This is a genomic window from Labrenzia sp. PO1 (assembly GCF_012273635.1).
GTDB lineage: Bacteria > Pseudomonadota > Alphaproteobacteria > Rhizobiales > Stappiaceae > Roseibium > Roseibium algicola.
Window position 1 is genome coordinate 939,352 of record NZ_JAAXCR010000001.1, and the last position, 24,465, is coordinate 963,816.

25 protein-coding genes are annotated in these 24,465 nt (G+C 60.8%); 17 read left to right on the forward strand and 8 right to left on the reverse strand.

The features are described 5' to 3' along the window. Window positions 1-23: 23 nt before the first annotated feature. The gene (locus tag HCG46_RS04470) at window positions 24-1,100 is read right to left on the reverse strand and encodes an alcohol dehydrogenase family protein (RefSeq protein WP_168684839.1); all 1,077 of its coding nucleotides are present in this window, start codon (window positions 1,098-1,100) and stop codon (window positions 24-26) included. A gap of 80 nt (window positions 1,101-1,180) precedes the next feature. Between HCG46_RS04470 and HCG46_RS04475 the strand changes: the two genes are divergently transcribed. Further along, window positions 1,181-1,708 carry a TetR/AcrR family transcriptional regulator gene (locus HCG46_RS04475; RefSeq protein WP_286185197.1) on the forward strand — a complete coding sequence of 176 codons (528 nt, stop codon included), beginning with the start codon at window positions 1,181-1,183 and terminating at the stop codon, window positions 1,706-1,708. 49 nt (window positions 1,709-1,757) lie between these two features. Here HCG46_RS04475 and HCG46_RS04480 read toward each other — a convergent pair whose 3' ends face one another. Continuing rightward, window positions 1,758-2,660 (reverse strand): branched-chain amino acid aminotransferase, encoded by a 903-nt coding sequence (locus HCG46_RS04480; protein ID WP_168684844.1) that lies wholly within the window; start codon window positions 2,658-2,660, stop codon window positions 1,758-1,760. 246 nt (window positions 2,661-2,906) lie between these two features. On the opposite strand from HCG46_RS04480, the gene HCG46_RS04485 reads away from it, so the two are divergent. The 4 genes from HCG46_RS04485 (at window position 2,907) to HCG46_RS04500 (ending at window position 7,180) form a co-directional block, all read left to right on the forward strand. Then, window positions 2,907-3,473 carry a MarR family winged helix-turn-helix transcriptional regulator gene (locus tag HCG46_RS04485; RefSeq protein WP_205838367.1) on the forward strand — a complete coding sequence of 189 codons (567 nt, stop codon included), beginning with the start codon at window positions 2,907-2,909 and terminating at the stop codon, window positions 3,471-3,473. A gap of 34 nt (window positions 3,474-3,507) precedes the next feature. Further along, entirely contained in the window at window positions 3,508-4,206 is a 699-nt protein-coding gene (locus tag HCG46_RS04490; protein WP_022998074.1) for a response regulator transcription factor, read from the forward strand. Between the two features lie 71 nt (window positions 4,207-4,277). Next, window positions 4,278-5,612, forward strand: coding sequence for an ATP-binding protein (locus HCG46_RS04495; protein WP_208992267.1), 1,335 nt, complete (start codon window positions 4,278-4,280; stop codon window positions 5,610-5,612). A gap of 233 nt (window positions 5,613-5,845) precedes the next feature. Next, window positions 5,846-7,180, forward strand: coding sequence for an 8-oxoguanine deaminase (locus HCG46_RS04500; protein WP_168684846.1), 1,335 nt, complete (start codon window positions 5,846-5,848; stop codon window positions 7,178-7,180). Window positions 7,181-7,219: 39 nt separating this feature from the next. Here HCG46_RS04500 and HCG46_RS04505 read toward each other — a convergent pair whose 3' ends face one another. Continuing rightward, window positions 7,220-7,561, reverse strand: coding sequence for a tRNA-binding protein (locus HCG46_RS04505; RefSeq protein ID WP_022998077.1), 342 nt, complete (start codon window positions 7,559-7,561; stop codon window positions 7,220-7,222). Window positions 7,562-7,631: 70 nt separating this feature from the next. Continuing rightward, a complete protein-coding gene (locus HCG46_RS04510) occupies window positions 7,632-8,330 on the reverse strand; it encodes a TetR/AcrR family transcriptional regulator (RefSeq protein WP_055655868.1) in 699 nt (232 codons plus the stop codon). 367 nt (window positions 8,331-8,697) lie between these two features. Here HCG46_RS04510 and HCG46_RS04515 point away from each other — a divergent pair, with 367 nt between their 5' ends. Then, entirely contained in the window at window positions 8,698-9,171 is a 474-nt protein-coding gene (locus HCG46_RS04515) for a ferritin-like domain-containing protein (protein ID WP_055655871.1), read from the forward strand. Between the two features lie 108 nt (window positions 9,172-9,279). Here HCG46_RS04515 and proC read toward each other — a convergent pair whose 3' ends face one another. From proC to HCG46_RS04530, 3 genes are all read right to left on the reverse strand, one after another. Further along, window positions 9,280-10,098, reverse strand: a complete 819-nt coding sequence (gene proC / locus HCG46_RS04520; protein ID WP_168684848.1) for a pyrroline-5-carboxylate reductase — start codon at window positions 10,096-10,098, stop codon at window positions 9,280-9,282. Further along, window positions 10,095-10,595, reverse strand: coding sequence for a YbjN domain-containing protein (locus HCG46_RS04525; RefSeq protein ID WP_022998082.1), 501 nt, complete (start codon window positions 10,593-10,595; stop codon window positions 10,095-10,097). The genes proC and HCG46_RS04525 overlap by 4 nt, the downstream gene beginning before the upstream one ends. A 348-nt stretch (window positions 10,596-10,943) precedes the next feature. After that, the gene (locus HCG46_RS04530; RefSeq protein ID WP_022998083.1) at window positions 10,944-11,210 is read right to left on the reverse strand and encodes an accessory factor UbiK family protein; all 267 of its coding nucleotides are present in this window, start codon (window positions 11,208-11,210) and stop codon (window positions 10,944-10,946) included. 253 nt (window positions 11,211-11,463) lie between these two features. Here HCG46_RS04530 and lgt point away from each other — a divergent pair, with 253 nt between their 5' ends. The 11 genes from lgt to HCG46_RS04585 all read left to right on the forward strand — a co-directional run bounded on the left by lgt (window position 11,464) and on the right by HCG46_RS04585 (window position 23,500). Continuing rightward, on the forward strand, window positions 11,464-12,279 hold the full coding sequence (gene lgt, locus HCG46_RS04535) for a prolipoprotein diacylglyceryl transferase (protein WP_022998084.1): 816 nt from the start codon (window positions 11,464-11,466) through the stop codon (window positions 12,277-12,279). Further along, a complete protein-coding gene (locus HCG46_RS04540) occupies window positions 12,276-13,364 on the forward strand; it encodes a class I SAM-dependent methyltransferase (RefSeq protein WP_168684850.1) in 1,089 nt (362 codons plus the stop codon). Before lgt ends, HCG46_RS04540 begins: the two co-directional genes overlap by 4 nt. 56 nt (window positions 13,365-13,420) lie before the next feature. Next, window positions 13,421-14,185: a peptidoglycan editing factor PgeF gene (gene pgeF / locus HCG46_RS04545; protein ID WP_022998086.1), complete on the forward strand. Its 765-nt coding sequence runs from the start codon at window positions 13,421-13,423 to the stop codon at window positions 14,183-14,185. Window positions 14,186-14,194: 9 nt separating this feature from the next. Continuing rightward, on the forward strand, window positions 14,195-15,352 hold the full coding sequence (locus HCG46_RS04550) for a Xaa-Pro peptidase family protein (protein WP_152505778.1): 1,158 nt from the start codon (window positions 14,195-14,197) through the stop codon (window positions 15,350-15,352). A gap of 91 nt (window positions 15,353-15,443) precedes the next feature. After that, complete coding sequence (locus HCG46_RS04555) at window positions 15,444-15,965, forward strand: hypothetical protein (protein WP_022998088.1); 522 nt, start codon at window positions 15,444-15,446, stop codon at window positions 15,963-15,965. A gap of 239 nt (window positions 15,966-16,204) precedes the next feature. After that, window positions 16,205-17,137: a ribose-phosphate pyrophosphokinase gene (locus HCG46_RS04560; protein WP_031268253.1), complete on the forward strand. Its 933-nt coding sequence runs from the start codon at window positions 16,205-16,207 to the stop codon at window positions 17,135-17,137. Between the two features lie 389 nt (window positions 17,138-17,526). Further along, entirely contained in the window at window positions 17,527-18,534 is a 1,008-nt protein-coding gene (locus tag HCG46_RS04565; RefSeq protein ID WP_075282500.1) for a BMP family protein, read from the forward strand. Window positions 18,535-18,630: 96 nt separating this feature from the next. Next, window positions 18,631-20,178 carry an ABC transporter ATP-binding protein gene (locus tag HCG46_RS04570; RefSeq protein WP_055655884.1) on the forward strand — a complete coding sequence of 516 codons (1,548 nt, stop codon included), beginning with the start codon at window positions 18,631-18,633 and terminating at the stop codon, window positions 20,176-20,178. Continuing rightward, complete coding sequence (locus tag HCG46_RS04575) at window positions 20,175-21,257, forward strand: ABC transporter permease (protein WP_062487649.1); 1,083 nt, start codon at window positions 20,175-20,177, stop codon at window positions 21,255-21,257. Before HCG46_RS04570 ends, HCG46_RS04575 begins: the two co-directional genes overlap by 4 nt. Next, window positions 21,254-22,198: an ABC transporter permease gene (locus tag HCG46_RS04580; RefSeq protein WP_022998093.1), complete on the forward strand. Its 945-nt coding sequence runs from the start codon at window positions 21,254-21,256 to the stop codon at window positions 22,196-22,198. Before HCG46_RS04575 ends, HCG46_RS04580 begins: the two co-directional genes overlap by 4 nt. A gap of 9 nt (window positions 22,199-22,207) precedes the next feature. Continuing rightward, a complete protein-coding gene (locus HCG46_RS04585) occupies window positions 22,208-23,500 on the forward strand; it encodes an amidohydrolase family protein (RefSeq protein WP_168684852.1) in 1,293 nt (430 codons plus the stop codon). 181 nt (window positions 23,501-23,681) lie between these two features. Here HCG46_RS04585 and HCG46_RS04590 read toward each other — a convergent pair whose 3' ends face one another. Then, window positions 23,682-24,452, reverse strand: coding sequence for a hypothetical protein (locus HCG46_RS04590; RefSeq protein ID WP_168684854.1), 771 nt, complete (start codon window positions 24,450-24,452; stop codon window positions 23,682-23,684). Window positions 24,453-24,465 lie beyond the last annotated feature (13 nt).

The window sequence follows — 24,465 nt, forward strand, 5'->3', positions numbered from 1 at the left end:
AATGAAATGTTGATGTCGGCGCCTCACGCGCCGACATCAATCGCGATTTTTCCGATGAAGGCTTTTTCCAGGAACTTTTCCTGCGCGACACGCAGCTCGCGCAAGGGATAGGTTTCAGCAACCACCGGCCGGATCTCGCCCGCTTCGATGTAGCTCACAAGGTCCTGAAAGACGTTGTCCGGCTGATAGGTGCTTCCAAGAAGCGTCAGATCACGCAGGTAGAGCGTCCGAAGATCCAGTTCGACAATCGGCCCGGCTATCGCACCCGATGTGACGTAGCGCCCTCTGTTGCAAAGCGCATCGATCAGCTTGCCCCAGGAAGGGCCGCCAACGAGATCCAGCACAACGTCAAAGGACTGTTGGGGCGGAACGGCGTCCCGATCCAGTGTTTCGTCGGCTCCAAGAAGCCGCAAGTCGGCTGCTTTTTCCCGGCTGGTAACCGCCGTGACATGCGCCCCCCGGCGCTTGGCAAGCTGGATCGCCGCAGAGCCGACCCCGCCGGACGCCCCTGTGATCAGCACACGCTCAGCCTTGACACCAGCGCGCTGCATCATTCCTTCAGCCGTGGAAAAGGCGCAGGGAAACGAAGCCAGTTCGACGTCGCTCAGACGGGAGTTTATCGCAAGTGCATCGCGAGACCTTGCCGTTGCGTATTGTGCAAATCCACCGTTGCTCTCTGACCCGAAGGTCCAGATTGCAGGTTCCTGGCCATCTGCTTCGACGGATTGAAGCGCCCGCACCAGAACCCGTTCGCCAATCCGGCTCACCGGGACGCTGTCGCCAACCGCACCGATTTGACCACAACAATCGGCGCCCTGAATATGCGGGAAGGTCAAAGGCTTGCCGGACCAACTGCCATCCGCTCCGGTGTCGGCCAAATATCCGTCAGCCGCGCCGGAGGCGGTGTCGCCACGCACGGTCTTGGAGTACCACCCCGTTCGGGTGTTCACATCGGTATTGTTGACCGACGACGCACCGACACGGATCAGAACCTCGTTCTTTCCGGGCACGGGAACCGGCAGGTCCGTCCTCCAGACCAGCTTCTCAAGTCCGCCGTGCCCCGTCAGCACGACACCGCTCATCTTTTCGGGGATCGCCATACGCTTTCCTTTGGTAGAATGATCGTTCTACTTGCCGCGTGTAGAACGATCATTCTACATAGTCAAGCATGACCGACACCATGACCAGGATCGCTTCGGGACTTGAGCGGGCATTTGCCGAAAACGGCTTTGCCTCATCAAGCGTGGGAGATTTGAGAGATGCGGCGGGCGTAAGCCTTCGCACCCTGTACAAATACGTGCCGTCGCGGGAAGACATGGTCTACGCGGCCCTGGAGCATCGGCACCGGCGCTACCTGAAACTGGTGTTTGGCGACTTGCCGGCCGATCCGGAACAAGCTCTTGGAGAAATCCTCGACCGGGTCGCCAGCTGGATGGAAACCGAAACCACGAGGGGCTGCCTGTTCCATGCCGCTGTGGCATCTGCTCCCCATGACGAGAAGCTGTTTGATCTCCTGAAGGAACACAAGACACAGGTGGCCGACCGCGCCGCCAGCGCAACAGGACTTGCGGGCTGTGAAATCGAACTCTCGCTTCTTCTGGAAGGTCTGACGCAGACCTGGCCGCTTCATGGCGACCGGTCGGTGGAACGCGCCAAGTTACTCGGCAAGCTCCTTTTGACGGCGCATTCCGACATCACCGCAAAATAAAAGGCGGGCCAATGCCCGCCTTTCTGGTCCTTGCCGTGCGGCTGTTCTGTCAGCCTGCTGCGGCCTGCAGGGCCGGAGTTTGCGGACGCACAGCGGCATCATAGTCCTGCATCAGGGTCTTGATGATATCGCCGACCTGATAGGTATTTCCTGCAATCTCGGAAACCGGCGTCACTTCAGCGGCCGTTCCGGTAACGAAGCACTGTTCGAATTCCGGCAGCTCTTCCGGCATGATCACGCGCTCGACAACCTCGATACCGCGGTCGCGTGCCAGACCGATCACCGTCTGGCGGGTAATGCCGTTCAGGAAGCAGTCGGGCGTCGGCGTATGGATCTTGCCGTCCTTGACGAAGAACACGTTGGCGCCGGTCGCCTCGGCCACCTGGCCGCGCCAGTCCAGCATCAGCGCATCGGTGTAGCCCTTGGCTTCCGCGGCATGCTTGGAGATGGTGCAGATCATGTAGAGACCGGCGGCCTTCGCCTTGTACGGTGCCGTTGCAGGCGCCGGACGGCGATATTCGGCCATATCCAGGCGAATGCCCTTCAGGCGCTCTTCCGGCTTGAAATAGCTCGGCCATTCCCAGGTGGCGATCGCCAGGTGAATGGTGTTGTGCTGAGCCGAAATACCCATCATCTCGCTGCCGCGCCAGGCGACGGGACGGATATAGGCATCGGTCAGGTTCATGCGCGCCAGGGTTTCTTCCTTGGCAGCGTTGATCTGTTCAGCAGTGTACGGGATCTCGAAACCGAGCATGCGCGCCGATGCAAGCAGGCGCTCCGTATGCTCTTCGGACTTGAAGATCCGGCCGCCATAAGCACGCTCACCTTCGAACACGCTGCTGCCGTAGTGCAGTCCGTGGCTGAGAACATGCAGTTTGGCTTCCGACCAAGGCACGAAAGTGCCGTCGTACCAGATATCACCACTGAGCTGATCAAAGGGCGTTCCAGCCATTTTTCATCTCCCGCTCGCTCTATGAGCGTTGTTTTGTTTTCTCTTTAACAGAGGCAAATGACGCCAAAGACTTGCGCCTTTTTTACCGCTGTATTTTTTGCACAGCACGCCAACTATCGGTATCCTGATGGCCGCGGCGACGATGATAGGATTCGTTTATCATCTGATGCGTGAAAATGCATCAAAAAGACCGATCATTTCGTTCGCGACCGGATAGAAGTAACAATCGACCAGAATTAAGTCAATATGACTGACGTAAATTTCAAACCGGACCAACCGCCCCTCAGACGGGATACGGACGGGGTTCGGCCCAGGCAGCCCGAAGGGGACGATACGGATGGCGCCAACGCGCTGTCCTACGACCTTATCGAGCTTCTTTTTTTCGCATATCGCGACTTCACCGGTGACCCGGATGACGTACTGGCCAAGTACGAGTTCGGCCGCGCACACCACCGTGTTCTGCATTTTGTGGATCGCAATCCGGGGATCATGGTCACTGACCTGCTCGGCATTCTCCGGATCACGAAGCAGAGCCTTGGCCGGGTGCTCAAGCAACTGGTGGACGCCGGCATCATCGAGCAGCGCGAAGGCCATCACGACAGGCGGCAGAGACTGCTCTATACCACCGAACGCGGACACGCCCTTGCTGTGGACCTTACCAGCCTGCAGCAAAAGCGCCTTGAACGCGCCCTAATTGGATTGCCAGATGGCAGCGACGAAATTATCCGCAGGTTTCTGCTCCAAATGATCGATCCCGAAGCGCGGCCTCAGATCCTGCAGCTGATACGCAGTCTCTACGATCTGAAGGATTGACCGGCAGAGGTCACAAAAGGACGACAAAGCCGACATGAATGCCCAGGTGCCTGACGACAACGCCAACCACATTCTCCTGGTCGACGACGACAAGCGCATCAGGGACCTTCTGTCCAGGTTGCTCAAGGAGAACGGCTATCGTGTGACCGCCGCCGCCCATGCGGCCGAAGCCCGCACGTGCCTGTCCGGGCTGGAGTTCGACCTGATCATCCTCGATGTCATGATGCCGGGTGAGACCGGTCTGGAACTTGCCGTTTCCCTACGCCAGGACTCTTCCGTCCCGATCCTGATGCTCACCGCGCGCTCCGAAGCCCCGGACCGGATCGCCGGACTGGAAGCCGGTGTCGACGATTACCTTTCCAAGCCGTTCGAACCGCGGGAACTGATGCTGCGCATTGCCGCGATCCTGCGCCGAGGCAACCAGCAGCCGGTCATTGTCAGCGAAGAGATCCGCTTCGGCCCGTTTTCGTTCAATTCTTCCCGGGGTGAACTCAAGAATGGCGAGGCCATGGTGCGCCTGACCGACAGGGAAAAGCAGATCCTGTCAATTTTCGCCGAGCAACCGGGCGCGACTGTTCCTCGCCACAAGATCGTCGGTGATGATAGCGGCCTGGGCGAACGGACAGTCGACGTCCAGATCAACCGGCTGCGCCGCAAGATCGAAACGGATCCGGGAAACCCGATCTACCTGCAGACGGTGCGCGGCATCGGATACAGGCTCGCGTGCGACTGAGCCGGAAACAAATGGCGAGACTCGACAGCTTCTTCCGGCGCGTTCCCCTGACGGTTCCCCTGAAACCGCTGATGGCGGTCTATCGTCAGGTCGCCAGGCTCATGTACCGGGTCATGCCGAAGGGCCTGTTCACCCGGACCTTCCTGATTATTGTCGCCCCCATCGTGATCCTGCAGTCCGTGCTCGTCTTCGTGTTCATGGAGCGGCACTACCAGTTGGTCTCGCGCAGGATGTCGGAAGCCGTGGTGCGCGAAATTGCGGCCGTGGTCTATGTTCTGGAGAACTATCCGCAGGATCCGGACTACGCCAACATCGAGGAACTCGCCTCGCGGGCGCTCGGCATGTCCATGACGGTGACGCCGCTTGAGCCCTTGCCGCCTCCGACGCCCAAACCTTTCTTCGACGTCATCGACCAGGAACTGAGCCAGGCGATCGGGCAGCGCATCGGCAAGCCGTTCTGGATCGATACGGTCGGCCGGTCCCGCTTCGTCGAAATCCGCATCCAGTTGAAGGATTCCATCCTGCGCGTCTTCACAAGGCGCAGCCAGACCTACGCCTCCAATTCGCACATCTTCCTGGTCTGGATGTTCTCCACGTCGCTGGTTCTGGTGATCATCGCCCTGTTGTTCCTGCGCAATCAGATCCGCCCGATCGTGCGCCTTGCCAATGCGGCGGAGGCCTTCGGCAGAGGGCGTCCGGTGGAGAACTTTCGGGCCAGCGGCGCACGCGAAGTTCGCCAGGCAAGCCTTGCCTTCATCGACATGCGACGACGCATCGAACGGCAGATCGAGCAGCGTACAACCATGCTTGCAGGTGTCAGCCACGATCTCAGGACCATTCTGACGCGTCTCAGGCTGCAGCTCGCGTTCCTCGGCGGCTCGCCGGAAAGCGAGGCGATGCGCAAGGATGTCGACGAGATGAGCCACATGCTCGAGGATTATCTGGCCTTCGCCAGCGGCGATGGCGACGAGGATATCCAGAAGACCGACCTGTCGCTGCTTCTGGAGGAACTGGAAGAAGAAGCGGAGATCTCGGGCCACGATGTAAGGACCCGGTTCGAAGGCTCCCCGGAAGTCGAGATCCGGCGCCTGTCGATGAAGCGCTGCCTCTCCAACCTGGTCACCAACGGCTGCAAATACGGCAACCGGGTGGAAGTACTCGGCCGGGTCGACAGAGGCTGGATCACCATCACCGTCGACGACGACGGCCCGGGCATTCCCGAAGACCAGCGCGAGATTGCCTTCAGGGCCTTCCATCGGCTGGATCTTGCCCGCAACATGGATGAAACCGGCAGCGGTCTCGGCCTTGCCATCGCCCGTGATATTGCCCGTGCCCATGGCGGCGACCTCTATCTCGAAGACAGTCCAATGGGCGGCTTGCGGGCACGGCTGCGTATCCCGGCATAGGAAAACTTTACTTTCCAGGCAGGAATTCGCCGCCATACTGGCCGAGAGACTTGCCTTTTCAGCCACCAGTTTGTTTCATTTGAAAGTCTTTCAAGGTGATTGAACACAATCGCCACCCAATTTCCGGTTGACTGGGCAAACATCAATTTTCTACCAAATGGCTTGCTGGTTCTTGCCCCCGTTTTCCACCAGCCGAGCGCATTCCGATGAGACGGGGACTTGAGGAATGCACCATGCCTGATATTCTGCTGAAAAATGCCGATACCGTCCTCACGATGGATGATGACCGTCGGGAACTGTCAGCCGTCGACATTCGTCTGCGTGATGGCGTGATTGCGGAAATCGGCAAAGATCTGGAGACCTCCGGCGAAACGCTGTCCGCTCGTGGCTGCGTCGTGACACCCGGCCTTGTGAACACGCACCATCATCTCTACCAGAGCTTGACCAGAGCCGTTCCCGGCGGCCAGGACGCCCTGCTTTTCGGTTGGCTGCAGACCCTTTACCCGATCTGGTCCCGCTTCGGCCCGGAGGAAATGTTCGTTTCCGCGCAGACCGGACTTGCCGAACTGGCACTTTCCGGATGCACGCTCAGCTCCGATCATCTCTACCTCTATCCCAACGGGTCGAGGCTTGATGACACCATCGCCGCCGCAAGAGAGATCGGCCTTCGCTTTCACCCGACCCGTGGCGCCATGAGTATTGGCGAAAGCGACGGCGGCCTTCCGCCCGACAGTCTTGTTGAACGGGAAGCCAGCATTCTGGAAGATTCCATTCGCGTCGTAGACGCCTTTCACGACCCGTCAGAAGGCGCGATGGTTCGTGTCGGCCTTGCCCCTTGCTCACCCTTCTCGGTCAGCCGGGACCTGATGCGCGATGCGGCTCTGTTAGCTCGCGACAAGAAGGTTATGCTTCATACCCATCTTGCGGAGAACGATGAGGACATTTCCTACTCGCAGGAAAAATTCGGCTGCCGACCGGGGCAATACGCCGAGGATCTCGGCTGGACCGGGCCGGATGTCTGGCACGCCCATTGCGTCAAGCTGGATGATCGGGAAATCCGGTTGTTCGCCGGCAGCGGCACCGGCGTTGCCCATTGCCCCTGCTCCAATTGCCGGCTTGGCAGCGGCATTGCCCCTGTTCGCGCAATGCGCGACGCCGGGGTGAAGGTTGGCCTTGGTGTTGACGGTTCGGCCAGCAACGATGCCGGCAACCTGGTCCTGGAAGCGCGCCAGTCGATGCTGCTGCAACGGGTGGCCAACGGTGCGGATGCCATGTCTGCCCGCGAAGCCCTGGAAATCGCGACGCGTGGCGGAGCCGATGTGCTCAACCGGCCGGACTGCGGCCGGCTCGCCCTCGGCAAACGTGCCGATATCGCACTGTGGGATGTTTCCGGCATAGAAAGCGCGGGCAGCTGGGATCCGGCGGCCCTGCTGCTCGCCGGTCCGACACGCGTCAAACACCTGTTCGTGGAAGGTCGTCAGGTCGTCAACGACGGCCAGATCACCACGATCGACCTGCCGAGGGTGATCGAACGCCAGAACCGGCTTGCGCGAAATCTGCAACCCTGAAACGAGCTTGTCCCTGGAGACGGGGCCAAGTGCGCAGGATCAGTAAAGCCGACCGCCGATCGGAACGTCCTTGGTCGGCGACAAAAGCACCACTTCGCCATCAGCATCCGGAACGCCGAGTGTCAGCACTTCGGACATGACGGGGCCAATCTGGCGCGGCGGGAAGTTGACCACCGCCATCACCAGCTTTCCGACCAGGGTTTCCGGCGTGTAGTGTTTGGTGATCTGTGCAGAGGTTTTCTTGATGCCGATTTCCGGACCGAAATCGATCTGCATCTTGTAGGCAGGCTTGCGTGCTTCGGGAAATTCCTCGGCCTTGATAACGCGGCCGACACGCACATCCACTTTCAGGAAATCGTCAAAACTGATCTGATCGCTCACGAAAACATTCCTTTTGTTCCGCGAGCGACCATGGACGGTCAGATGACTGTTCGCAAGGCCCGGGCAGCGCTCAGGCGCCTGCCGGGGCTTCTCCGCCGAGGTCTGTGTCTTCCCGGCCACTTTCCGCCCTGTCACCGCGGCGGCCAGACCGTTCAGATGCCTTGCGGAAGAACGACCGGATGCCTTTTGCGACGCCGTCCAGCTTGTTCAGCCGCTTCATGAAGGACGTGCCCTTGTCCAGTTCCTTGTCGAGGCGCGCCATGGTGCGCGGCATGCCTTCGTCTTCCTCGTCCAGCCAAACGCCGATGACACGGGCAAAGGCAACGGAGAGACCCTGGGCAACGACGGTTGCCTTGACCCCGGAAACATCGATCCCGGCAGCGATCAGCATCCATTTCTGCGAGCGCACTTCAAGGGCGTTGAAGTCAAGCGCAAGGGCGGGATCCTTTCGCGCCGCCTTGTGGAGCGCACGCACGGCTTCCTTGTGTTCGGCCATGGCGTCGATGCGGCTCATCAGGATGTCGAACAGGCGATCGCGCGGGGGTTGGTCGCCCATATCCTCGTCGCGTTCGTCCAGAACAGCGGTGTCGATCTGTTCCAGGAAGGCGGCAACCAGCTTCAGCTTGGAGGCATAAGCGCTGCGCATTTCGGAAAGCTTGACCTTGGCCGTCTCGGCGATCAACGGCAGCGAGACGTCTTCATAAGGATGTTCCGACAACAGATCGAGAAAGGTCTTCAGGATCTTCTGCTTGGTCTTCGCGGTCGCCATTGCTGGCCCTCCTGTGTGTTTACAGCCCTCAACATAGGATCGCAGGCGCTTACAGAAAAGGGCGGCCCGCTGCCGCAGGCTGTCGGAACGCCCCTCCAGGAACGCGGGTCTCAGGCAAATGCAGGCACCGAACAGGAACCAAACCGACTGGCACGGCGTTTCCTGAACTGACGGGCCTGAGACCGTGTACGGAGTGTCCGGAAGGACTCCCGGTCACCTTTCTCATGACCTGTTCCGCCCGAGCGATCGGTTCCCCCACGCGAAGCCCCGTTGAAACGGAGCATCGCGCCGATCGTCTCCGGGTGGCTTTGACAGACCTTTGCCGAGCCCCGCCCCGGGCCAAGCGCATCTTGTGAAAGGACGCCCCATGAAAACGCTTGCCGATGCTTTCGAGCATACGCTTCAGGACATCTACTACGCCGAAAAAACCATGACCAAGACCATGCCGAAACTGCAGGAGGCTGCAAACGGCAAGAAACTGAAGGATGCGATCGGTGAGCATCTGGAAGAAACGAAATCCCAGGTCAAGGTTCTGGAACAGGTCTTCAAGTCGCTCGGAAAGAAGCCGGAAGGCGAGAAGTGCGATGCCATTGAAGGCCTGATCAAGGAAACCGACGGCATCATCAGCGAGGCGAGCGGCGCGGCCAAGAACGCAGCATTGCTGGCTGCCTGCCAGGCGGTCGAGCATTATGAGATCGCCCGCTACGGGACACTGCGCGAATGGGCCAAGGTCCTCGGCCACGATGAGGCCCACGACCTGCTGACCGGCATTCTCGACCAGGAAAAGGCGGCAAACAGCAAGCTGACCAATCTTGCCGTTTCGACCATCAACGCGCAGTAACCACGCCATGCTGCTCGAAGGCCCTTCGGCTTTCGGGTCAGAGAACCAAAAGGCCGCCGGAGTTCCGGCGGCCTTTTGTCTGATAAAACCCGTGTTGCCGGGACGACCTCAGCCGGCCAGCTCCCGCGCGCGTTTGACGGCGGCGGCAACCGCCTCGCTCATAACCGGCTGCAATCCTTCGGCGTGCATCAGCACGTCAAGCGCAGCAGCCGTCGTGCCGTTCGGGCTGGTAACGTTCTGGCGCAGGATGGAGGGATGTTCACCGGACTGGTGCATCAGCTCGCCTGCCCCGCACACCGTGGCAACGGCCAGCTCATGAGCTATCTCTTCGGGAAGCCCGGCCTGCTTGCCCGCTTCGCTCAAGGCTTCTGCGAGGAAGAAAACATAGGCTGGGCCCGAACCACTGACACCGGTCACCAGATCGATCTGGTTTTCGCTGTCGAGCCAGACCACCTTTCCGACCGCTGACAGAAGCTTGGTGACATCTTCACGGGAAGAAGCGGAAACTGCCTCAGTCGGATACACCGCCGTGATGCCGCGTTTGACCATGGCCGGTGTGTTCGGCATGCAGCGGCAGATCGGCACCTTGCCAAAGTATTCCTCGAATTTGGCAACCGGAGTGCCAGCCGCAATCGACAGCACGAGCGTGTCGGCAGCAACGGCAGACCTCAGGCTGGGAAGGACCTGGTCCATGAGCTGTGGCTTGATCGCCACCAGCACGATGCCAGCCGTAAGGTCATCCGGGACCGAAGTCACATGGCGGATGCCGTGTTTCTTGAGGAGGGCGTCCATCTCTTCGGAAAGACGCGGGTCGCTGACCACGATGGCGGCGGGATCAATCCCTTCCGCCATCCAGCCTGATAACATTGCCCCGCCCATCTTGCCGGCTCCGACAAGAAGGAAAGGCCGTTCCTTTGAAAAGCTCATGCTTCTCCTGCGGTTTCAAACAAGGCCGTATTCAACGCCTCGGCTGCCGAATGACCGGCCCAGACGACGAATTGAAAGGCTTGATAGAAACGTTCGCAGTTTTCAAGGGCATTTGTCAGCATTCCCTCGATCTGTGCCGAGGAAGCCTCCGCACCGCCCGCAAGAAGCAGCGACTGCCGGAACATCACCACGTTCTCCTTGTTCCAGAGATCGAAGTGGCCCATCCAGAGCTGTTCATTGACCAGTGCGAGCAGACGGACAACTTCCGTCTTGCGCAATTCGGTGACCTTGAGGTCAAAAGCGCAGGCAAGATGAAGGGCTTCGACTTCCTCCATCCACGAGAAGGAGACGTGGTAATCACACCAGCTCCCCTCCAGGGATATGGTGATCTCGTCTTCGTCCGACCTTTCGAACGTCCAGTCGTTCAAGGCGGCGAACGTCTCGATGGTGTCAACGGGATTACCAGGTCGCTCGAGTTCAAGCTCGATGAGGCTCATGTGCCTACTCCCCTTCTGAGCCGGGGGCCTTGAACCCGATCACGATAACCGGGCGGGCCGCCGGGAAAAGTCCCATGCCGGAGGAGCAAAACGCGTCCTGTTACGGCCCTTTTAGAAGGGAACCGGTTCCGTCTTGCTCCGACGAATCCCTGTTATCTTTCAGTATAGGAGCAGGATTGACTTAAGCGATACATACCAATTGAGCGAAAAAAGCCGAAACTTGTGGACGACTCAGCGGTATTTTTCATCACACTGCCCAAAATCAACGCAAACCCGCCATGTTCACGCGTCGTAATTCTGTCATCAACTATTAACAGAAAACGCTCACATCGACGTCAACAAATCGGGTTAAGCGTCTCCAGCAGCGCCGGATTCCGGATTTTCGAGTTTGGCGATCCGCGATTCGAGCTCGTCGATCCGGTCCAGAGCGCGCACTGCCATCTCTTTGACCGCTTCGTGCTCTTCGCGAGAAACCACGTCCATGTCGGACAGGAAACGCTCGGCCTGCGCACGGAAGGCGGTCTCCACCTCGCGGCGCGCACCTTGGGCAACACCGGCGGCGTCGGTCATCAGCTTGGCAAAATCATCGAGAAGACGGTTCGGGCCTTGGGTCATCGGACCCTCCTTGATCGGAAAAACATGCGATGGGAGAGAGGTATGAGGGAATGGCGGGAACTTCAAGGACCAATTCCGCCGCAGCCGAATTCACTATCAACAGGAGCAATCTCCCGAACCCTCTTGCGGGCAGCGCCTCACCGGCCTGACAAACCCGTGTCGGCTTGACGAGGCGGACAAGATCGCGCAAGCGTTCAGCCCGAAACCCGCCCGCGCACCATCGGAAGGTTCTGCCGTGCCGCCTGTTCTGGTTATGCCCTTTCCCGCAATCGATCCTGTACTCGTCGAATTCGGGCCCTTTGCCCTGCGCTGGTACGCGCTTGCCTATATCGTCGGCATTCTGCTGGCCTGGCGCTACATGCGTCTGCTGGTGGCCAACGACCGGCTGTGGGGTGGCATTGCCCGTCCCACACAGCTCGAGATCGACGACTTCGTGCTGTGGGGAACGCTAGGTATCATCATCGGAGGCCGCCTCGGCTACGTGCTGTTCTACAATCCGGGCTATTATATCGCCCACCCGGCCGAAGCGCTCGAGATCTGGACCGGTGGCATGTCCTTCCACGGCGGCTTTGCCGGCACCGTCATCGCGATGATCCTGTTTGCCTGGAAACGCGGCCTGTCAATCTGGACCCTGTTCGACCTTGCCGGCTGCGCGGCTCCCATCGGCCTGTTCTTCGGCCGTATCGCCAATTTCATCAATTCCGAGCTCTGGGGCCGGCCGACGGATGTACCCTGGGCCGTGGTTTTTCCGAACGGCGGACCGGATCCCCGTCATCCAAGCCAGCTCTATGAAGCCGCGCTCGAAGGCATCGTGCTGTTTCTGGTTCTGATGGTGCTCAGCCGGCGCTTCAAGCTTTTGCAAAAGCCCGGCTTTCTTGCCGGTGCCTTTGCCTTCGGCTACGGCATCGCCCGGTCGATAGCAGAACTCTACAGGGTTCCGGATGCCCATATCGGCTATCTGAGCGGCTTTCTCACCATGGGCATACTGCTGTCCGTACCGATGATCCTGGCGGGTCTCGCAACCATGATCTGGGCCGCCCGGCGCCGGACTGGAGCAACCGCGGCGTGACGGGACTGAAAGACAGGATCAAGGCACGGATCGAAACCGAGGGCCCGCTTTCGGTCGCACAATACATGTCCGTTTGCCTCGGGGACCCGGACGCCGGCTACTACATGACGCGCGAACCGTTCGGCACCGCGGGCGATTTCGTCACAGCACCCGAAGTCAGCCAGATGTTCGGCGAACTCGTCGGGGCAGCCTGCCTGTCCGCCTGGCAGGCACTTGGAGAGCCCGCGGAATTTCGGCTGGTCGAACTTGGGCCCGGTCGCGGCACACTGATGTCCGACCTCTTGCGGATGGCTGCCCTGCGACCTGCCTTTGTGAAGGCGGCTCGCCTGAACCTGGTTGAGACCAGCCAGCGACTGAGGGACATGCAGTCAGCGGCTCTGAAGCGCGGTCCGTTGAAACCGCAGTTTCGCGACCGGTTCCAGGACGTTCCGGACGGCCCGCTGATCCTGGTTGCCAACGAGTTTTTCGACGCCCTGCCGATCCATCAGTTCGTCAAGACCGAACACGGCTGGCAGGAACGCCAGATCGGGCTTTCGCAGCACGGAGAGCTGATCTTCGGTGTCGGCACCGCCCGTCTGCCCGATGACGCTGTACCCGCTGGCCTTTCCACTGCACCGGACGGCACGATCTTCGAAACCCAGCCTGCAGCCAATGCGATCGCCGAAGAAATCGGCCGGCGGATTGCAGATAGCGGCGGTGCAGCACTCTTCATTGATTACGGGTATCTGAAGACTGCTGCCGGCGACACGCTGCAAGCACTTTACAGGCACGCCTATGACGACGTCCTGGCTCATCCGGGAGAAGCGGATCTGACCGCCCATGTGAATTTTGAGGCGTTGGCGGCGGCGGCTGTCCGGGCGGGCGCCCGCGCTCTTACGCCGCTGACCCAGGGCGAATTCCTGCTTCGCACCGGTCTTCTGGAACGGGCAGGTGCCCTTGGTGCGGGTAAAACCCACAGCGAACAGGAGGCGATCCGCGATGCCGTCGAACGGCTGGCCGCGCCTGACCAGATGGGGGATCTTTTCAAGGTGCTCGCTGTGACGAATTCCGGAAATTCGTTTCCCCCGTTTGACAGCGCGTCCTGAACACCCCAAGGATCAGTCGCTGGCGTGGCGAATCCCCTCCCCCTCAGGAGCCCTGAATGAAAATTGAAGCAGACGTCTTGAAGCTGGATGGCATCCGGCACGGCTTCTTCACCCGCCAGGGCGGCGTTTCCGGCGGCATTTATACCAGCCTCAATATCGGTCTCGGTTCTGACGATGAGCGCAGCAGCGTTCTTGAAAACCGCGACCGGGTTGCCGGCCAGCTCGGCATCGGTGCCGATCGCCTGGTGTCCCCCTATCAGATCCACTCCGCCGACGTGATCACTGTCAGCGCACCGTTCGCACAGGATGCAGACCGCAAAGCCGATGCCCTGGTCACGGCCACACCGGGCCTTGCCATCGGCATCGCGACGGCCGATTGCGGCCCGCTTCTGTTTGCGGATACCAAGGCGGGTGTCATCGGCGCTGCCCATTCAGGCTGGAAAGGCGCCGTTACCGGCATCTTGCAGAATACGGTTGCCGCCATGGAGGCTCTCGGCGCGACCAGAACCAACATCACGGCGGTGCTGGGTCCGACGATTTCGCAGGGCGCCTATGAGGTCGGCCCCGAATTCAAGGAACGTTTCCTTCAGGAGCACCCGGACAACACCCGCTACTTCAAGCCTTCGGAACGGGCAGAGCACTTCATGTTCGACCTGCCCGCCTTCATTACGGACAAGCTTCAGGCTCTTGGACTGGGGGCCGTTGCCGACCTGGCACTGTGCACCTATGCCGATGAAGACCGCTTCTTCTCCTATCGCCGGACGACCCATCGCAAGGAACCGGACTACGGCCGCCAGATCAGCGCGATTGCACTTTTGTGAGGACCAACCATGGCACTTCATTTTTCCGATGCCGAGTTTGAAAGCCGCTTTGACAAGCTGAAAGCCGCCATGGAGGCGCAGAAGCTGGATGCCATGCTGCTCTTCGCCCAGGAGAGCATGTACTGGCTGACCGGCTACGACACCTTCGGTTTCTGCTTCTTCCAGTGCCTCGTGGTGACGAAGGAAGGACGCCGGGTACTCCTCACCCGATCTGCCGACGAACGCCAGGCCAAGCACACCTCGAACATCGAGGACATCCGCATCTGGATCGACCGCGGCTCCGCCAGCCCGGTGCTGCAACTGAAGGAACTGCTGTTCGACATGGACCTGCTCGGCTGCAAGCTGGGCGTTGAATACGACACACAGGGCATGACCGGCAAAATAGCGCTGAAGCTGAACGAGGAACTTACCAGTTTCGCCGATGTCAGCGATGCCTCGCCCCTGATCCCCGACCTTCGTGCGGTGAAAAGCGCCGAGGAAATCGTTTATGTGCGCAAGGCCGCGGAGCTTGCGGACAAGGCCTTTTATGCGGCAATGGATGAAATCCACCCCGGAGCCGACGAAGGCCGCATCCTGGCTGCGATGCAGGGAGCCATTTTTGAAGGTGGCGGCGATTACCCCGGCAACGAGTTCATCATCGGCTCCGACCGCGACGCTCTCCTGTGCCGTTACAAGGCAGGTCGCCGGAACCTGTCCGAACAGGACCAGCTGACACTGGAATGGGCAGGCGCCTACCGCCACTACCATGCCGCACTGATGCGCACGGTGGTGATCGGCACGCCGACGGACCGGCATCTGGAGATGTACACCGCCGCACGCGAAGCACTGGCCGCCGTTGAAACACAGCTCGTTCCCGGCAAGACATTCGGCGATGTTTTCGACGCTCATGCGGAACGGGTGGACGCTCATGGCCTGATGCCGCACCGGCTGAACGCCTGCGGTTATTCCCTGGGTGCCAGGTTCACACCAAGCTGGATGGACATGCCGATGGCGTACCGGGCCAATCCGGCCGAGGTAAAGCCCGACATGGTCATCTTCATGCATATGATCCTGATGGATTCCAACTCCGGAACCGCCATGACGCTCGGCCAGACCTATCTGACCACGACCGGAACGCCAGAGTGCTTGTCCAAGCTGCCTCTCGACCTGCCGGTCAAGTCAGGCTAAACCAGTTTCAACCTTGCGGCCCGGTTCGCGTTTCGCGTTTCCGGCAGGGCCGCTGCCACGACGATATCGACCGCGAGAGCCAAGCGTCTCCATGACAGACAAGACCACCCAACAATCCATTTCTTCCCGGCGCCTGTTGGCGGTTCTACTGCTTGGAGCAGGGCTTGCAGCCTGTCAGGCTGCTCCACAGCCCCCTACTCCGATCTCGACCACTGTCACCGCGCCGACGATCGCCGGTCAGGTCGACCCGGAAGAAGGCATCACCTTCGCGTTCGAGCCGTTTACCGGTGCACCGGGCAACATTGCCGACGAGCTGTCCGAAATGATCGGCTCCGAAGCCCGCAAACAGGGCATCACGCTGGTGCGCCGCATCGGCGCGGCCGCCACCTACCGGGTCAATGGCTATCTGTCGGCCACCGGGCAGCCTTCCAACGGCACGGTCTTCTACGTTTTCGACATCGTCGACAGCTCTGGTCGCCGCGTGAAGCGAATCTCCGGAACGGAAGATACCGGCGGAGCCTCGGGCGACCCATGGCAGGCTGTCAGCTCCGGGACGCTGTCGCGCATTGCCAATCGCTCGATGGTGGAAATCAAGGCCTGGCTCAACCGATAATGAATTGCTTTGCCGGGTAATTCCGGCGTGGCGTCACAAAAAATAAAAAAAAGCGGGCGTCAGGCACGAACGCCTGTTGTGGTCCGGTTGCTTGGTTGTTACAACGCCGCCGCCTGCCGAGGGTTTCCGAGCGAGGCTCCCGGCACCCGGCACATGACTTAAGACCTAGGCCTTTCCGCGTGTTTGCAAGGCACAACCTGTCTGCAAAACCGCCGTCGCACCAGAAGGACTTGCGGCTCATGAAGATCGTCGCGGGCAATTCCAACCGAGCCCTGGCTGAGGAAATATCCAAATACCTGGATGCCCCTCTCGCCAAATGCCAGGTCCGGCGGTTTGCCGACCAGGAAATCTTCGTAGAAATCCAGGAAAACGTACGCGGCGAAGATGTATTCGTCGTCCAGCCGACCAGCTACCCGGCAAACGACCACCTTATGGAGCTGCTCATCATCATCGATGCGCTCCGCCGGTCCTCTGCCCGCCGCATTACCGCGGTCATTCCGTATTTCGGCTACGCCCGGCAAGATCGCCGCGCCTCCGGCCGAACCCCGATCTCGGCAAAGCTGGTGGCCAATCTCATTACCGAAGCCGGTGCCGACCGCATTCTAACCCTGGATCTCCACGCCGGTCAGATCCAGGGTTTTTTCGATATCCCGACAGACAACCTGTTCGCAGCGCCCGTCATGACGCGCGACATCAAGGAACGCTACGCGACCGACAATGTCATGGTCGTGTCTCCGGATGTCGGCGGCGTGGTGCGCGCCCGTGCACTTGCCAAGCGCATCGAAGCTCCGCTCTCCATCGTCGACAAGCGTCGCGACAAGCCCGGAGAATCGGAAGTCATGAACATCATCGGTGATGTCAAAGGCTATGACTGCATCCTGGTCGATGACATCGTCGACAGTGGCGGCACGCTCTGCAACGCTGCCGAAGCCCTGTTGTCCAAGGGCGCACAGTCGGTAACGGCCTATATCACTCACGGCGTTCTGTCCGGCGGTGCCGTTGCCCGCGTGACCTCTTCCAAGCTGAAGGAGCTGGTCATCACCAACTCCATCGAACCGACTGCCGCCATCACGGCTGCAGCCAACATCCGTGCAATCTCGATTGCCCCGCTGATCGGCGAAGCAATCAACCGCACGGCACTGGAAAAATCGGTTTCCAGCCTCTTCAGCTGATCGCCGAAACGTCGACTGCTCAAGACGCCCGGCCCGTGCCGGGCGTTTTTGCGTTCAGCCCACATTTTTCTGCGAGACTTGCCTTTTCCGCGATTGCCGTATTGCTCGCTGCCGTAAAGTTGTGGCCACGCCGGAGCCGGAGGGAGGGAATCGGAGCCGGAAGCCGGCCCCACAGGTTTTGCAGCCGGGACCTTGTAACCGCTCCTTCGGGCCGCATTCACGTCGACACCGGACGGGTAGTTTCCACCCCTCACAACCAGTCCGCGCCGAGCTTCACAAATTTTCCCAATTGTTCAAAAAATTTGCCGCCGAAGCTCCTGCCCAGCTTGTGAGCACGCATATTTTGTGGTCATCTAAGTCTGCACAAGGTCTTTTCCAGGGGATTTCAGATGCTCACTTCCAAACCATTTTCCAGGGCCCGCAGGGCCATGTTGACGGCCGCTCTGGCTGTTACAGTATCGGCAGGACTGTCCATTCCTTCCGCCAATGCCGCCGACCCGGTCAAGGTCGCAGCGATCTACACCGTTCCGGTCGAACAGCAGTGGGTCAGCCGCATCGACAAGGCGCTGAAAGCCGCCCAGGAACGCGGCGAAATCACCTACACCTTCTCCGAAAACGTTGCCAACACCGACTATGAGCGCGTCATGCGTGAATACGCCGAACAGGGCATGGATCTGGTGGTTGGCGAAGCATTCGCCGTCGAGCGCGCCGCCCGCAAGGTGGCTGCGGAATATCCGGACACGGCCTTCCTGATGGGGTCGTCCTTCGGACCGGCTCAGCCGAACTTTGCCGTCTTCGACAACTGGATCCATGAGCCGAGCTATCTCTCCGGCATGATCGCCGGCGCCACCACCAAGTCGAATGTCATCGGCATGGTCGGCGGCTACGCCATTCCGGAAGTGAACCGCCTGATGAACGCCTTCATGGAAGGCGCAACCTCCGTGAACCCGGACGTGAAGTTCCTCGTAACCTTCATCAACTCCTGGTACGACCCGCCCAAGGCCAAGGAAGCTGCCTTCGCGATGATCGACAAGGGTGCGGACATTCTCTACGCAGAGCGCTTCGGCGTTTCCGATGCGGCCAAGGAAAAGGGCATTCTGGCGATCGGCAACGTGATCGACACGGCAAGCGACTATCCGGGCACCATCCTGTCCTCCGCGCTGTGGCACATGGAACCGACCATCGACAAGGCGATCGGCCTCGTTGCCAGCGACACCTTTGAACCTGCCGATTTCGGCCCCTACAGCTTCATGTCCTACGGCGGCGGCAGCTTCGTTGTGGACGAAAGCCTTGCTCCTGCCGACGCGGTTTCCGCGGCAAAGGCCAAGGAGCAGGAAATCCTCGACGGCCTGTTCCGCGTCAATGTGAACGACAGCGAACCGAAATCCACCATGTAGGCTTTCGCCTGCCACGTCCGGCGGTCACAATGACCGCCGGCGATTCCCGGCCGCGGGGTTCAAGCGCGGCACTCATTCTTTTCCCGGGGGGAACATATGGCAGGTCCGGCACAGGACGCTGGTGTCGTGCTGCGATTGGACGGCATCACCAAGCGCTTCGGCGCTCTGACGGCCAATGGCGACGTATCGCTCGATTTGAAACAGGGCGAGATCCTTGCCCTTCTCGGCGAGAACGGCGCCGGCAAGACCACCTTGATGAACATCCTTTTCGGGCACTACGTGGCCGACGAAGGCCGGGTCATGGTTTCGCCGGACGGCTCCGGCTTGAGCGAACTGGAACCAGGCTCGCCGCATGCCGCGCTCCAGGCCGGTATCGGCATGGTGCACCAGCACTTCACCCTTGCCGAAAACCTGAGCGCGCTCGACAATATCCTTCTGGGCACGGAACGGCTTGCCGCGCTTTCCTCTTCCCGGGCGCCTGCCCGCCGCAAACTGGAAGAGCTGATGGCCCGCTCCGGCCTGACGGTTTCCCTCGACGCTCGCATTTCCCAGCTTTCCGTCGGCGAAAAACAGCGGGTGGAAATCCTGAAGGCGCTCTACCGCGATGCCCGCGTGCTGGTTCTGGACGAACCGACCGCTGTGCTGACACCCCAGGAATCCGACACTCTGTTCGCGACCTTGAAAAAGCTGGCCGACGACGGGCTCGGCATCATCTTCATCTCGCACAAGCTGGCGGAAGTCCTTGCCTCTTCGCACCGGGTCGCCGTGTTGCGCGGTGGCCGCAAGGTGGCCGACCTGCCGACAGCGGAATGCGACCGGCGCAAGCTGGCCGAGTTGATGGTCGGCCATGCCATTGTCGAGACAATGCGGTCCCCCGGCACACCGGGCGCACCGCTTTTCGTCTTGAACAAGGCCTCCGCCGGACATGGCCGCGATGCCTTGCACGCGGTCGACCTCACACTGAAATCCGGTGAAATCCTTGGCATTGCAGGGGTTTCGGGTAACGGCCAGACGACGCTTGCACGGGTCATTTCCGGTCTGGAACCGCTCACCCATGGATCCATGACGCTGGAAGGCACGGTGATCGGCCACGCAAGTGCCCGAACCATGATCGACAACGGCCTTGCCCGCATTCCCGAAGATCGTCACCACGACGGCATTGTCGGAGCTATGAGCGTTTCGGAAAACCTTGCCATCGAAGCCATCCGCAAACCGGAAAACCAGCGCCTCGGTCTGCTGCGGTTCTCCGCCATGCGGGAGCGGGCGCGCAACCTGATCAAGGCCTACGATATCCGTTGCCAGAGTGAGGACAGCCCGGCGCGGCTACTGTCGGGTGGCAATATCCAGAAGATCGTACTGGCCAGAACCCTTGAAACTGTTCCAAAGGTGGTGCTGGCTGCCCAGCCGTCGCGCGGGCTGGATGTCGGTGCCACGTCCGATGTTCACAAGCGCCTGCTGGCGGCTCGCGACCGCGGGGCCGGTGTCATCCTGATCTCGGAGGATCTCGACGAACTCATGCGCCTTTCCGACAGGATCGCCGTGATCCACCGCGGGCATCTGTCCGAAGCTGAACCCAGCGAGACGCTGGATCGCGGCTCTCTCGGCCTCAGGATGGCCGGACACAATGCGGAGGACGCAGCATGATCCGCTTCGAACCGCGTGGCCCCTCCTCCGTTTCCCGTATGCTGGGCGTATCGATTGCCGCGGCTGTTGCCGCCCTGGTGCTTGCCGCCATCCCCATGGCCTTTGCCGGCTTGTCGGTGTTCGAGGCCTACAGCCTCATGGCCAAGGGCGCCTTCGGCTCACTCTTTGCCTTCACCGAAATGCTGACAAGAGCGACACCGCTGATCCTCACCGGCCTGGCGGCAGCCGTCGCCTTCCGGGCCAAGCTCTGGAACATCGGCGCGGAAGGCCAGCTTTATGCCGGCGCCCTTGCGGCGGTTGCCGTCGGCACCGGCGTCATTTCCGCACCGCCCTACCTTCTCATTCCCATGGTGATCGTTGCCGGTGCGCTCGCCGGCGGGCTGGTCATGCTTGGTCCAACCCTTTTGAAAACCCGGCTTGGCGTCGATGAAGTCGTCACCACCTTGCTGCTGAACTTCATCATCCTGCTTTTCGTGCAGATGATGCTGGAAGGCCCGATGAAGGACCCCATGGGCATGGGCTGGCCACAGTCAGAACCCATCCTCGATGAAGCGGCCTTGCCCAAGCTGATGGACCGGATGCGTATTCACTGGGGTCTTGTCATCGCCCTCGTTTCGTCGCTCGGCGTCTATTTCCTCTTGAAACGCACCGTCTGGGGTTTCGAAATCCGCGCGGTTGGCGAGAACGCGGCCGCCGCCCGCCACGCCGGCATTCCGGTCACCGCAACCTTCATTCGCGTCGGTCTTCTGTCCGGCGCGCTGGCAGGGCTTGCTGGCGTTGGTGAAGTTGCCGGTTTGAAAGGCTATCTGACCGCTGACCTATCACCCGGTTTCGGCTATTCCGGCATCGTTGTCGCCATGCTTGCCGGGCTTTCCCCGGCCGGTGTCGTTCTGGCGGCTCTTTTCATCGCGAGCATCTTTGTAGGGGCCGATTCCATGTCCCGTGCCACTGGTGTCTCCAACTATCTGGCAGACCTGATCGTCGCCATGGCGCTGTTGTGCGTTCTGGTCTCCGGTCTGTTCCTGCGCTTCAAGATCCGTTTTGTCGGCAGCCAGGCAAACCCGGAGGCGGCAGAATGACCGAGATCCTCGACATTCTCATCTCCGCCAACTTCTGGGCGGCCGCGCTCCGCATCGCGACCCCGCTGATCTTCGGTGTTATCGGAGCGCTTGTTTGCGAACGTGCCGGTGTCCTCAACCTCGGCATCGAAGGCATCTTCACCGCCGGTGCCATGGCCGGCTGGATGGCGGTCTGGCTCGGCGCAGGCCTGTGGGGCGGCGTTCTGGTCGCGGCGATGGCCGGCGCCTTCTTCGGACTGATCCACGCCATTCTGACCGTGCCTCTCGGGCTCTCTCAGCACGTCTCGGGCATTGGCGTGACGCTGTTTGCCACTTCGCTCAGTTATTTCATCTACCGGACGGCCCTGCCGGACGTCTCGTCACCGCCCCGGATCGAGGCTTTCAAGCCCCTCGACATTCCGGGCCTGAGTGACCTGCCGTTCCTCGGGCCAGCCCTGTTCCAGCAGACGCCCCTGACCTTCCTCGCCCTGCTGTTGGTCGCGGTCACGGCCTATGTGCTCTACCGAACCCCGCTTGGCCTGGCCATTCAGGCGGTCGGCGACAATCCGGCTGCCGTGGAATCGCAAGGCCTCTCGGTCTATGCGATCCGCATCGGTACGGTGGTTGCGGGCTCCGCGATCATGGCGCTTGGCGGCGCCTTCCTGACCATGTCGGCCTTCGACGCGTTTTTCTTCGGCATGGTCAACGGCCGTGGCTGGATCTGCATCGCCCTGACGGTGTTCGCCTCCTGGCGACCCGGCAAGGCCCTGATCGGCGCTCTACTCTTCGGGGCTTTTGATGCCTTCCAGGTCCGTCTTCAGACCGAGGTCGGCAGTTTCATTCCCGGCCAGGTGTTCCTGATGATGCCGTATCTGCTTTCCATCGCCGCGCTGATTGTCGTTGCCCGCCGGGCAGACTATCCAAGGGCCCTTCTTGTGCCCTACTTCCGTGGTCAACGCTGAGACAGTCCCATGAGTTTCGATCTCCTCGTCAAGAACGCCAACCTGCCCGACGGCCGCCACGGCATCGACATTGCCTGCCGGAACGGCCGTATCGAGGCTGTGGAAACCGGGATCACGGCGGACGCCGGCCAGGTGATCGATGCTGGTGGACACCTCGTGTCGCCGCCGTTTGTTGACAGCCACTTCCACATGGATGCGACGCTGTCGCTCGGCCTGCCGCGCATGAACCGCAGCGGCACGCTGCTGGAAGGCATCGCGCTTTGGGGAGAACTGAAGGAGATCCTGACCGTCGATGCCGTTGTTGAGCGGGCCCTGAGATATTGCGATCTGGCCGTCTCGCAGGGACTGCTGGCAATCCGCACCCATGTGGATGTGTGCGACGACAGGCTGACCGGCGTCAAAGGCCTGCTGGAAGTGCGAGAGAAGGTGAAGGACTACATCGACCTGCAACTGGTCGCCTTCCCCCAGGACGGGCTCTACCGCTCTGCCACCGCCGAGAAGAACCTTCTGACGGCACTCGACATGGGCGTCGACATCGTCGGCGGCATTCCGCATTTCGAGCGCACCATGGACGACGGTGCCCGATCGGTCGCGCGGCTGTGCGAAATCGCGGCAGAACGCGGTCTGATGGTCGACATGCACTGCGACGAGACCGACGATCCGATGTCGCGCCATATCGAGACGCTCGCCTATCAGACCCAGCGCCTCGGGCTGCAGGGCCGCGTTGCCGGATCGCATCTGACGTCCATGCATTCCATGGACAATTACTACGTCTCCAAACTGTTGCCCCTGATCGCCGAAGCGGAAGTGCATGCCATTGCGAACCCGCTGATCAACATCACGCTGCAGGGTCGGCACGACACGTATCCAAAGCGCCGCGGCCAGACCCGTGTTCCGGAGATGCGGTCCTACGGCATCAATGTCGCCTTCGGCCACGACTGTGTGATGGACCCCTGGTACTCAATGGGCTCCGGCGACATGCTGGAGGTCGCGTCCATGGGGCTTCACGTTGCCCAGATGACCAGCCGCGACGCCATCCGTTACTGCTACGACTGCGTCACCGCGCATCCGGCCAAGGCGATGAACCTGGACGGGTACGGTCTGGACAAAGGCTGCAAGGCGGACTTCGTGCTGCTACAGGCCCGAGACACGATCGAGGCCATTCGCCTGAAGGCAACGCGCCTTGCGGTCGTCAAGTCCGGCAAGGTGATCGCAACAACCCCGGCCCGGCAGGCGCAACTCACCCTCCCCGGACGTCCGGCCCAGGTCGACCCGGCCTCCTACGCTCCGCACGAGGGCTAACGGTCTTTCCAGCTTCGGACGCTGTCCTTCAGAGCCCCCTTCCCCGTCATGCCATGGCTCGACCATGGCATCCACGCCGTTTCCCTGCCCCAGATACGACCTTGGAACCCAGCCCGGTCATGGCATGGATTGCCGGGACAAGCCCGGCAATGACGCGGTGAGTGGTTGGTGCTGATGCGGCTCAGTTCCCGGTCATTTTTCCCGGCAGGCTGAGATCGCCGGAGGCAACGTCGAAGACGTCGACGACGCACAGCAGTGGGGCGTGGACGTTCTGGTTCACCCGCAGGGCCGACGTGACGCCGTCATACGACAGGGTCTCAACAGTGCTTTCATCGGCAAAGGCCACGTTGAGGGTAATTTCCTCTGCCTCCAACACGGGTGAAAATCCAGGGCTGTCGATGTAGATCGGCAGGCCCGGCCAGGTGGCCGGCATCTTCGGGTTGGTGTCAGCGGGAATATCCTGCACGGAGAGTGCGCCGGCACCGCAGGCCTCGTTCGGTGTCAGCACCACCCAGTGCGAGTGCCATTTCGCACCGTCGTTCAGAAGGTCGCCGTCGCCGTCTTCATCAAAAAGCGGTGTGTCGTCGAAATCCGGATGGCTGGTAGCCACCAGCGCAAGGATGCCGCTCCCCCCTTCAAACCCGACCGTTTCCGGTTTCAGTGACGTTGGCCAGACATAGGACTGCACCGGCGCCCCTGCGAGCGCACCGTTTGCCTCCGGCACGCTCGCACCGGCCGTTCCCTTCAGTGTCATGTGGAAGGTTACGACACGCCCCTTGCGGTGCACATGGGCGGCCAGGATGTCGTAGTTCGGGTCAATCTCCTGGTTTTCCGGCGACAGGATTGCTCCCGTCTGGTGGAGCGCATGACTGCCGCCTGCAAATGCCACAGTCGGCAGGGCAATTGCCGACACTCCGGCAATCAGAACGGCTAGGGAAATGGATTTGTACATCGGCTTTCTCCTT

What these genes read in the sequence shown, in the direction of transcription:
- HCG46_RS04590 (WP_168684854.1), bottom strand. Translation starts at nt 24,452, where the DNA reads ATGTACAAATCCATTTCCCTAGCCGTTCTGATTGCCGGAGTGTCGGCA.
- HCG46_RS04565 (WP_075282500.1), top strand. Translation starts at nt 17,527, where the DNA reads ATGCTCACTTCCAAACCATTTTCCAGGGCCCGCAGGGCCATGTTGACG.
- HCG46_RS04470 (WP_168684839.1), bottom strand. Translation starts at nt 1,100, where the DNA reads ATGGCGATCCCCGAAAAGATGAGCGGTGTCGTGCTGACGGGGCACGGC.
- HCG46_RS04500 (WP_168684846.1), top strand. Translation starts at nt 5,846, where the DNA reads ATGCCTGATATTCTGCTGAAAAATGCCGATACCGTCCTCACGATGGAT.
- HCG46_RS04515 (WP_055655871.1), top strand. Translation starts at nt 8,698, where the DNA reads ATGAAAACGCTTGCCGATGCTTTCGAGCATACGCTTCAGGACATCTAC.
- proC (WP_168684848.1), bottom strand. Translation starts at nt 10,098, where the DNA reads ATGAGCTTTTCAAAGGAACGGCCTTTCCTTCTTGTCGGAGCCGGCAAG.
- HCG46_RS04570 (WP_055655884.1), top strand. Translation starts at nt 18,631, where the DNA reads ATGGCAGGTCCGGCACAGGACGCTGGTGTCGTGCTGCGATTGGACGGC.
- HCG46_RS04560 (WP_031268253.1), top strand. Translation starts at nt 16,205, where the DNA reads ATGAAGATCGTCGCGGGCAATTCCAACCGAGCCCTGGCTGAGGAAATA.
- HCG46_RS04475 (WP_286185197.1), top strand. Translation starts at nt 1,181, where the DNA reads ATGACCAGGATCGCTTCGGGACTTGAGCGGGCATTTGCCGAAAACGGC.
- HCG46_RS04490 (WP_022998074.1), top strand. Translation starts at nt 3,508, where the DNA reads ATGAATGCCCAGGTGCCTGACGACAACGCCAACCACATTCTCCTGGTC.
- HCG46_RS04525 (WP_022998082.1), bottom strand. Translation starts at nt 10,595, where the DNA reads ATGAGCCTCATCGAGCTTGAACTCGAGCGACCTGGTAATCCCGTTGAC.
- HCG46_RS04585 (WP_168684852.1), top strand. Translation starts at nt 22,208, where the DNA reads ATGAGTTTCGATCTCCTCGTCAAGAACGCCAACCTGCCCGACGGCCGC.
- HCG46_RS04575 (WP_062487649.1), top strand. Translation starts at nt 20,175, where the DNA reads ATGATCCGCTTCGAACCGCGTGGCCCCTCCTCCGTTTCCCGTATGCTG.
- HCG46_RS04480 (WP_168684844.1), bottom strand. Translation starts at nt 2,660, where the DNA reads ATGGCTGGAACGCCCTTTGATCAGCTCAGTGGTGATATCTGGTACGAC.
- HCG46_RS04485 (WP_205838367.1), top strand. Translation starts at nt 2,907, where the DNA reads ATGACTGACGTAAATTTCAAACCGGACCAACCGCCCCTCAGACGGGAT.
- lgt (WP_022998084.1), top strand. Translation starts at nt 11,464, where the DNA reads ATGCCCTTTCCCGCAATCGATCCTGTACTCGTCGAATTCGGGCCCTTT.
- pgeF (WP_022998086.1), top strand. Translation starts at nt 13,421, where the DNA reads ATGAAAATTGAAGCAGACGTCTTGAAGCTGGATGGCATCCGGCACGGC.
- HCG46_RS04555 (WP_022998088.1), top strand. Translation starts at nt 15,444, where the DNA reads ATGACAGACAAGACCACCCAACAATCCATTTCTTCCCGGCGCCTGTTG.
- HCG46_RS04530 (WP_022998083.1), bottom strand. Translation starts at nt 11,210, where the DNA reads ATGACCCAAGGCCCGAACCGTCTTCTCGATGATTTTGCCAAGCTGATG.
- HCG46_RS04510 (WP_055655868.1), bottom strand. Translation starts at nt 8,330, where the DNA reads ATGGCGACCGCGAAGACCAAGCAGAAGATCCTGAAGACCTTTCTCGAT.
- HCG46_RS04550 (WP_152505778.1), top strand. Translation starts at nt 14,195, where the DNA reads ATGGCACTTCATTTTTCCGATGCCGAGTTTGAAAGCCGCTTTGACAAG.
- HCG46_RS04495 (WP_208992267.1), top strand. Translation starts at nt 4,278, where the DNA reads ATGGCGGTCTATCGTCAGGTCGCCAGGCTCATGTACCGGGTCATGCCG.
- HCG46_RS04580 (WP_022998093.1), top strand. Translation starts at nt 21,254, where the DNA reads ATGACCGAGATCCTCGACATTCTCATCTCCGCCAACTTCTGGGCGGCC.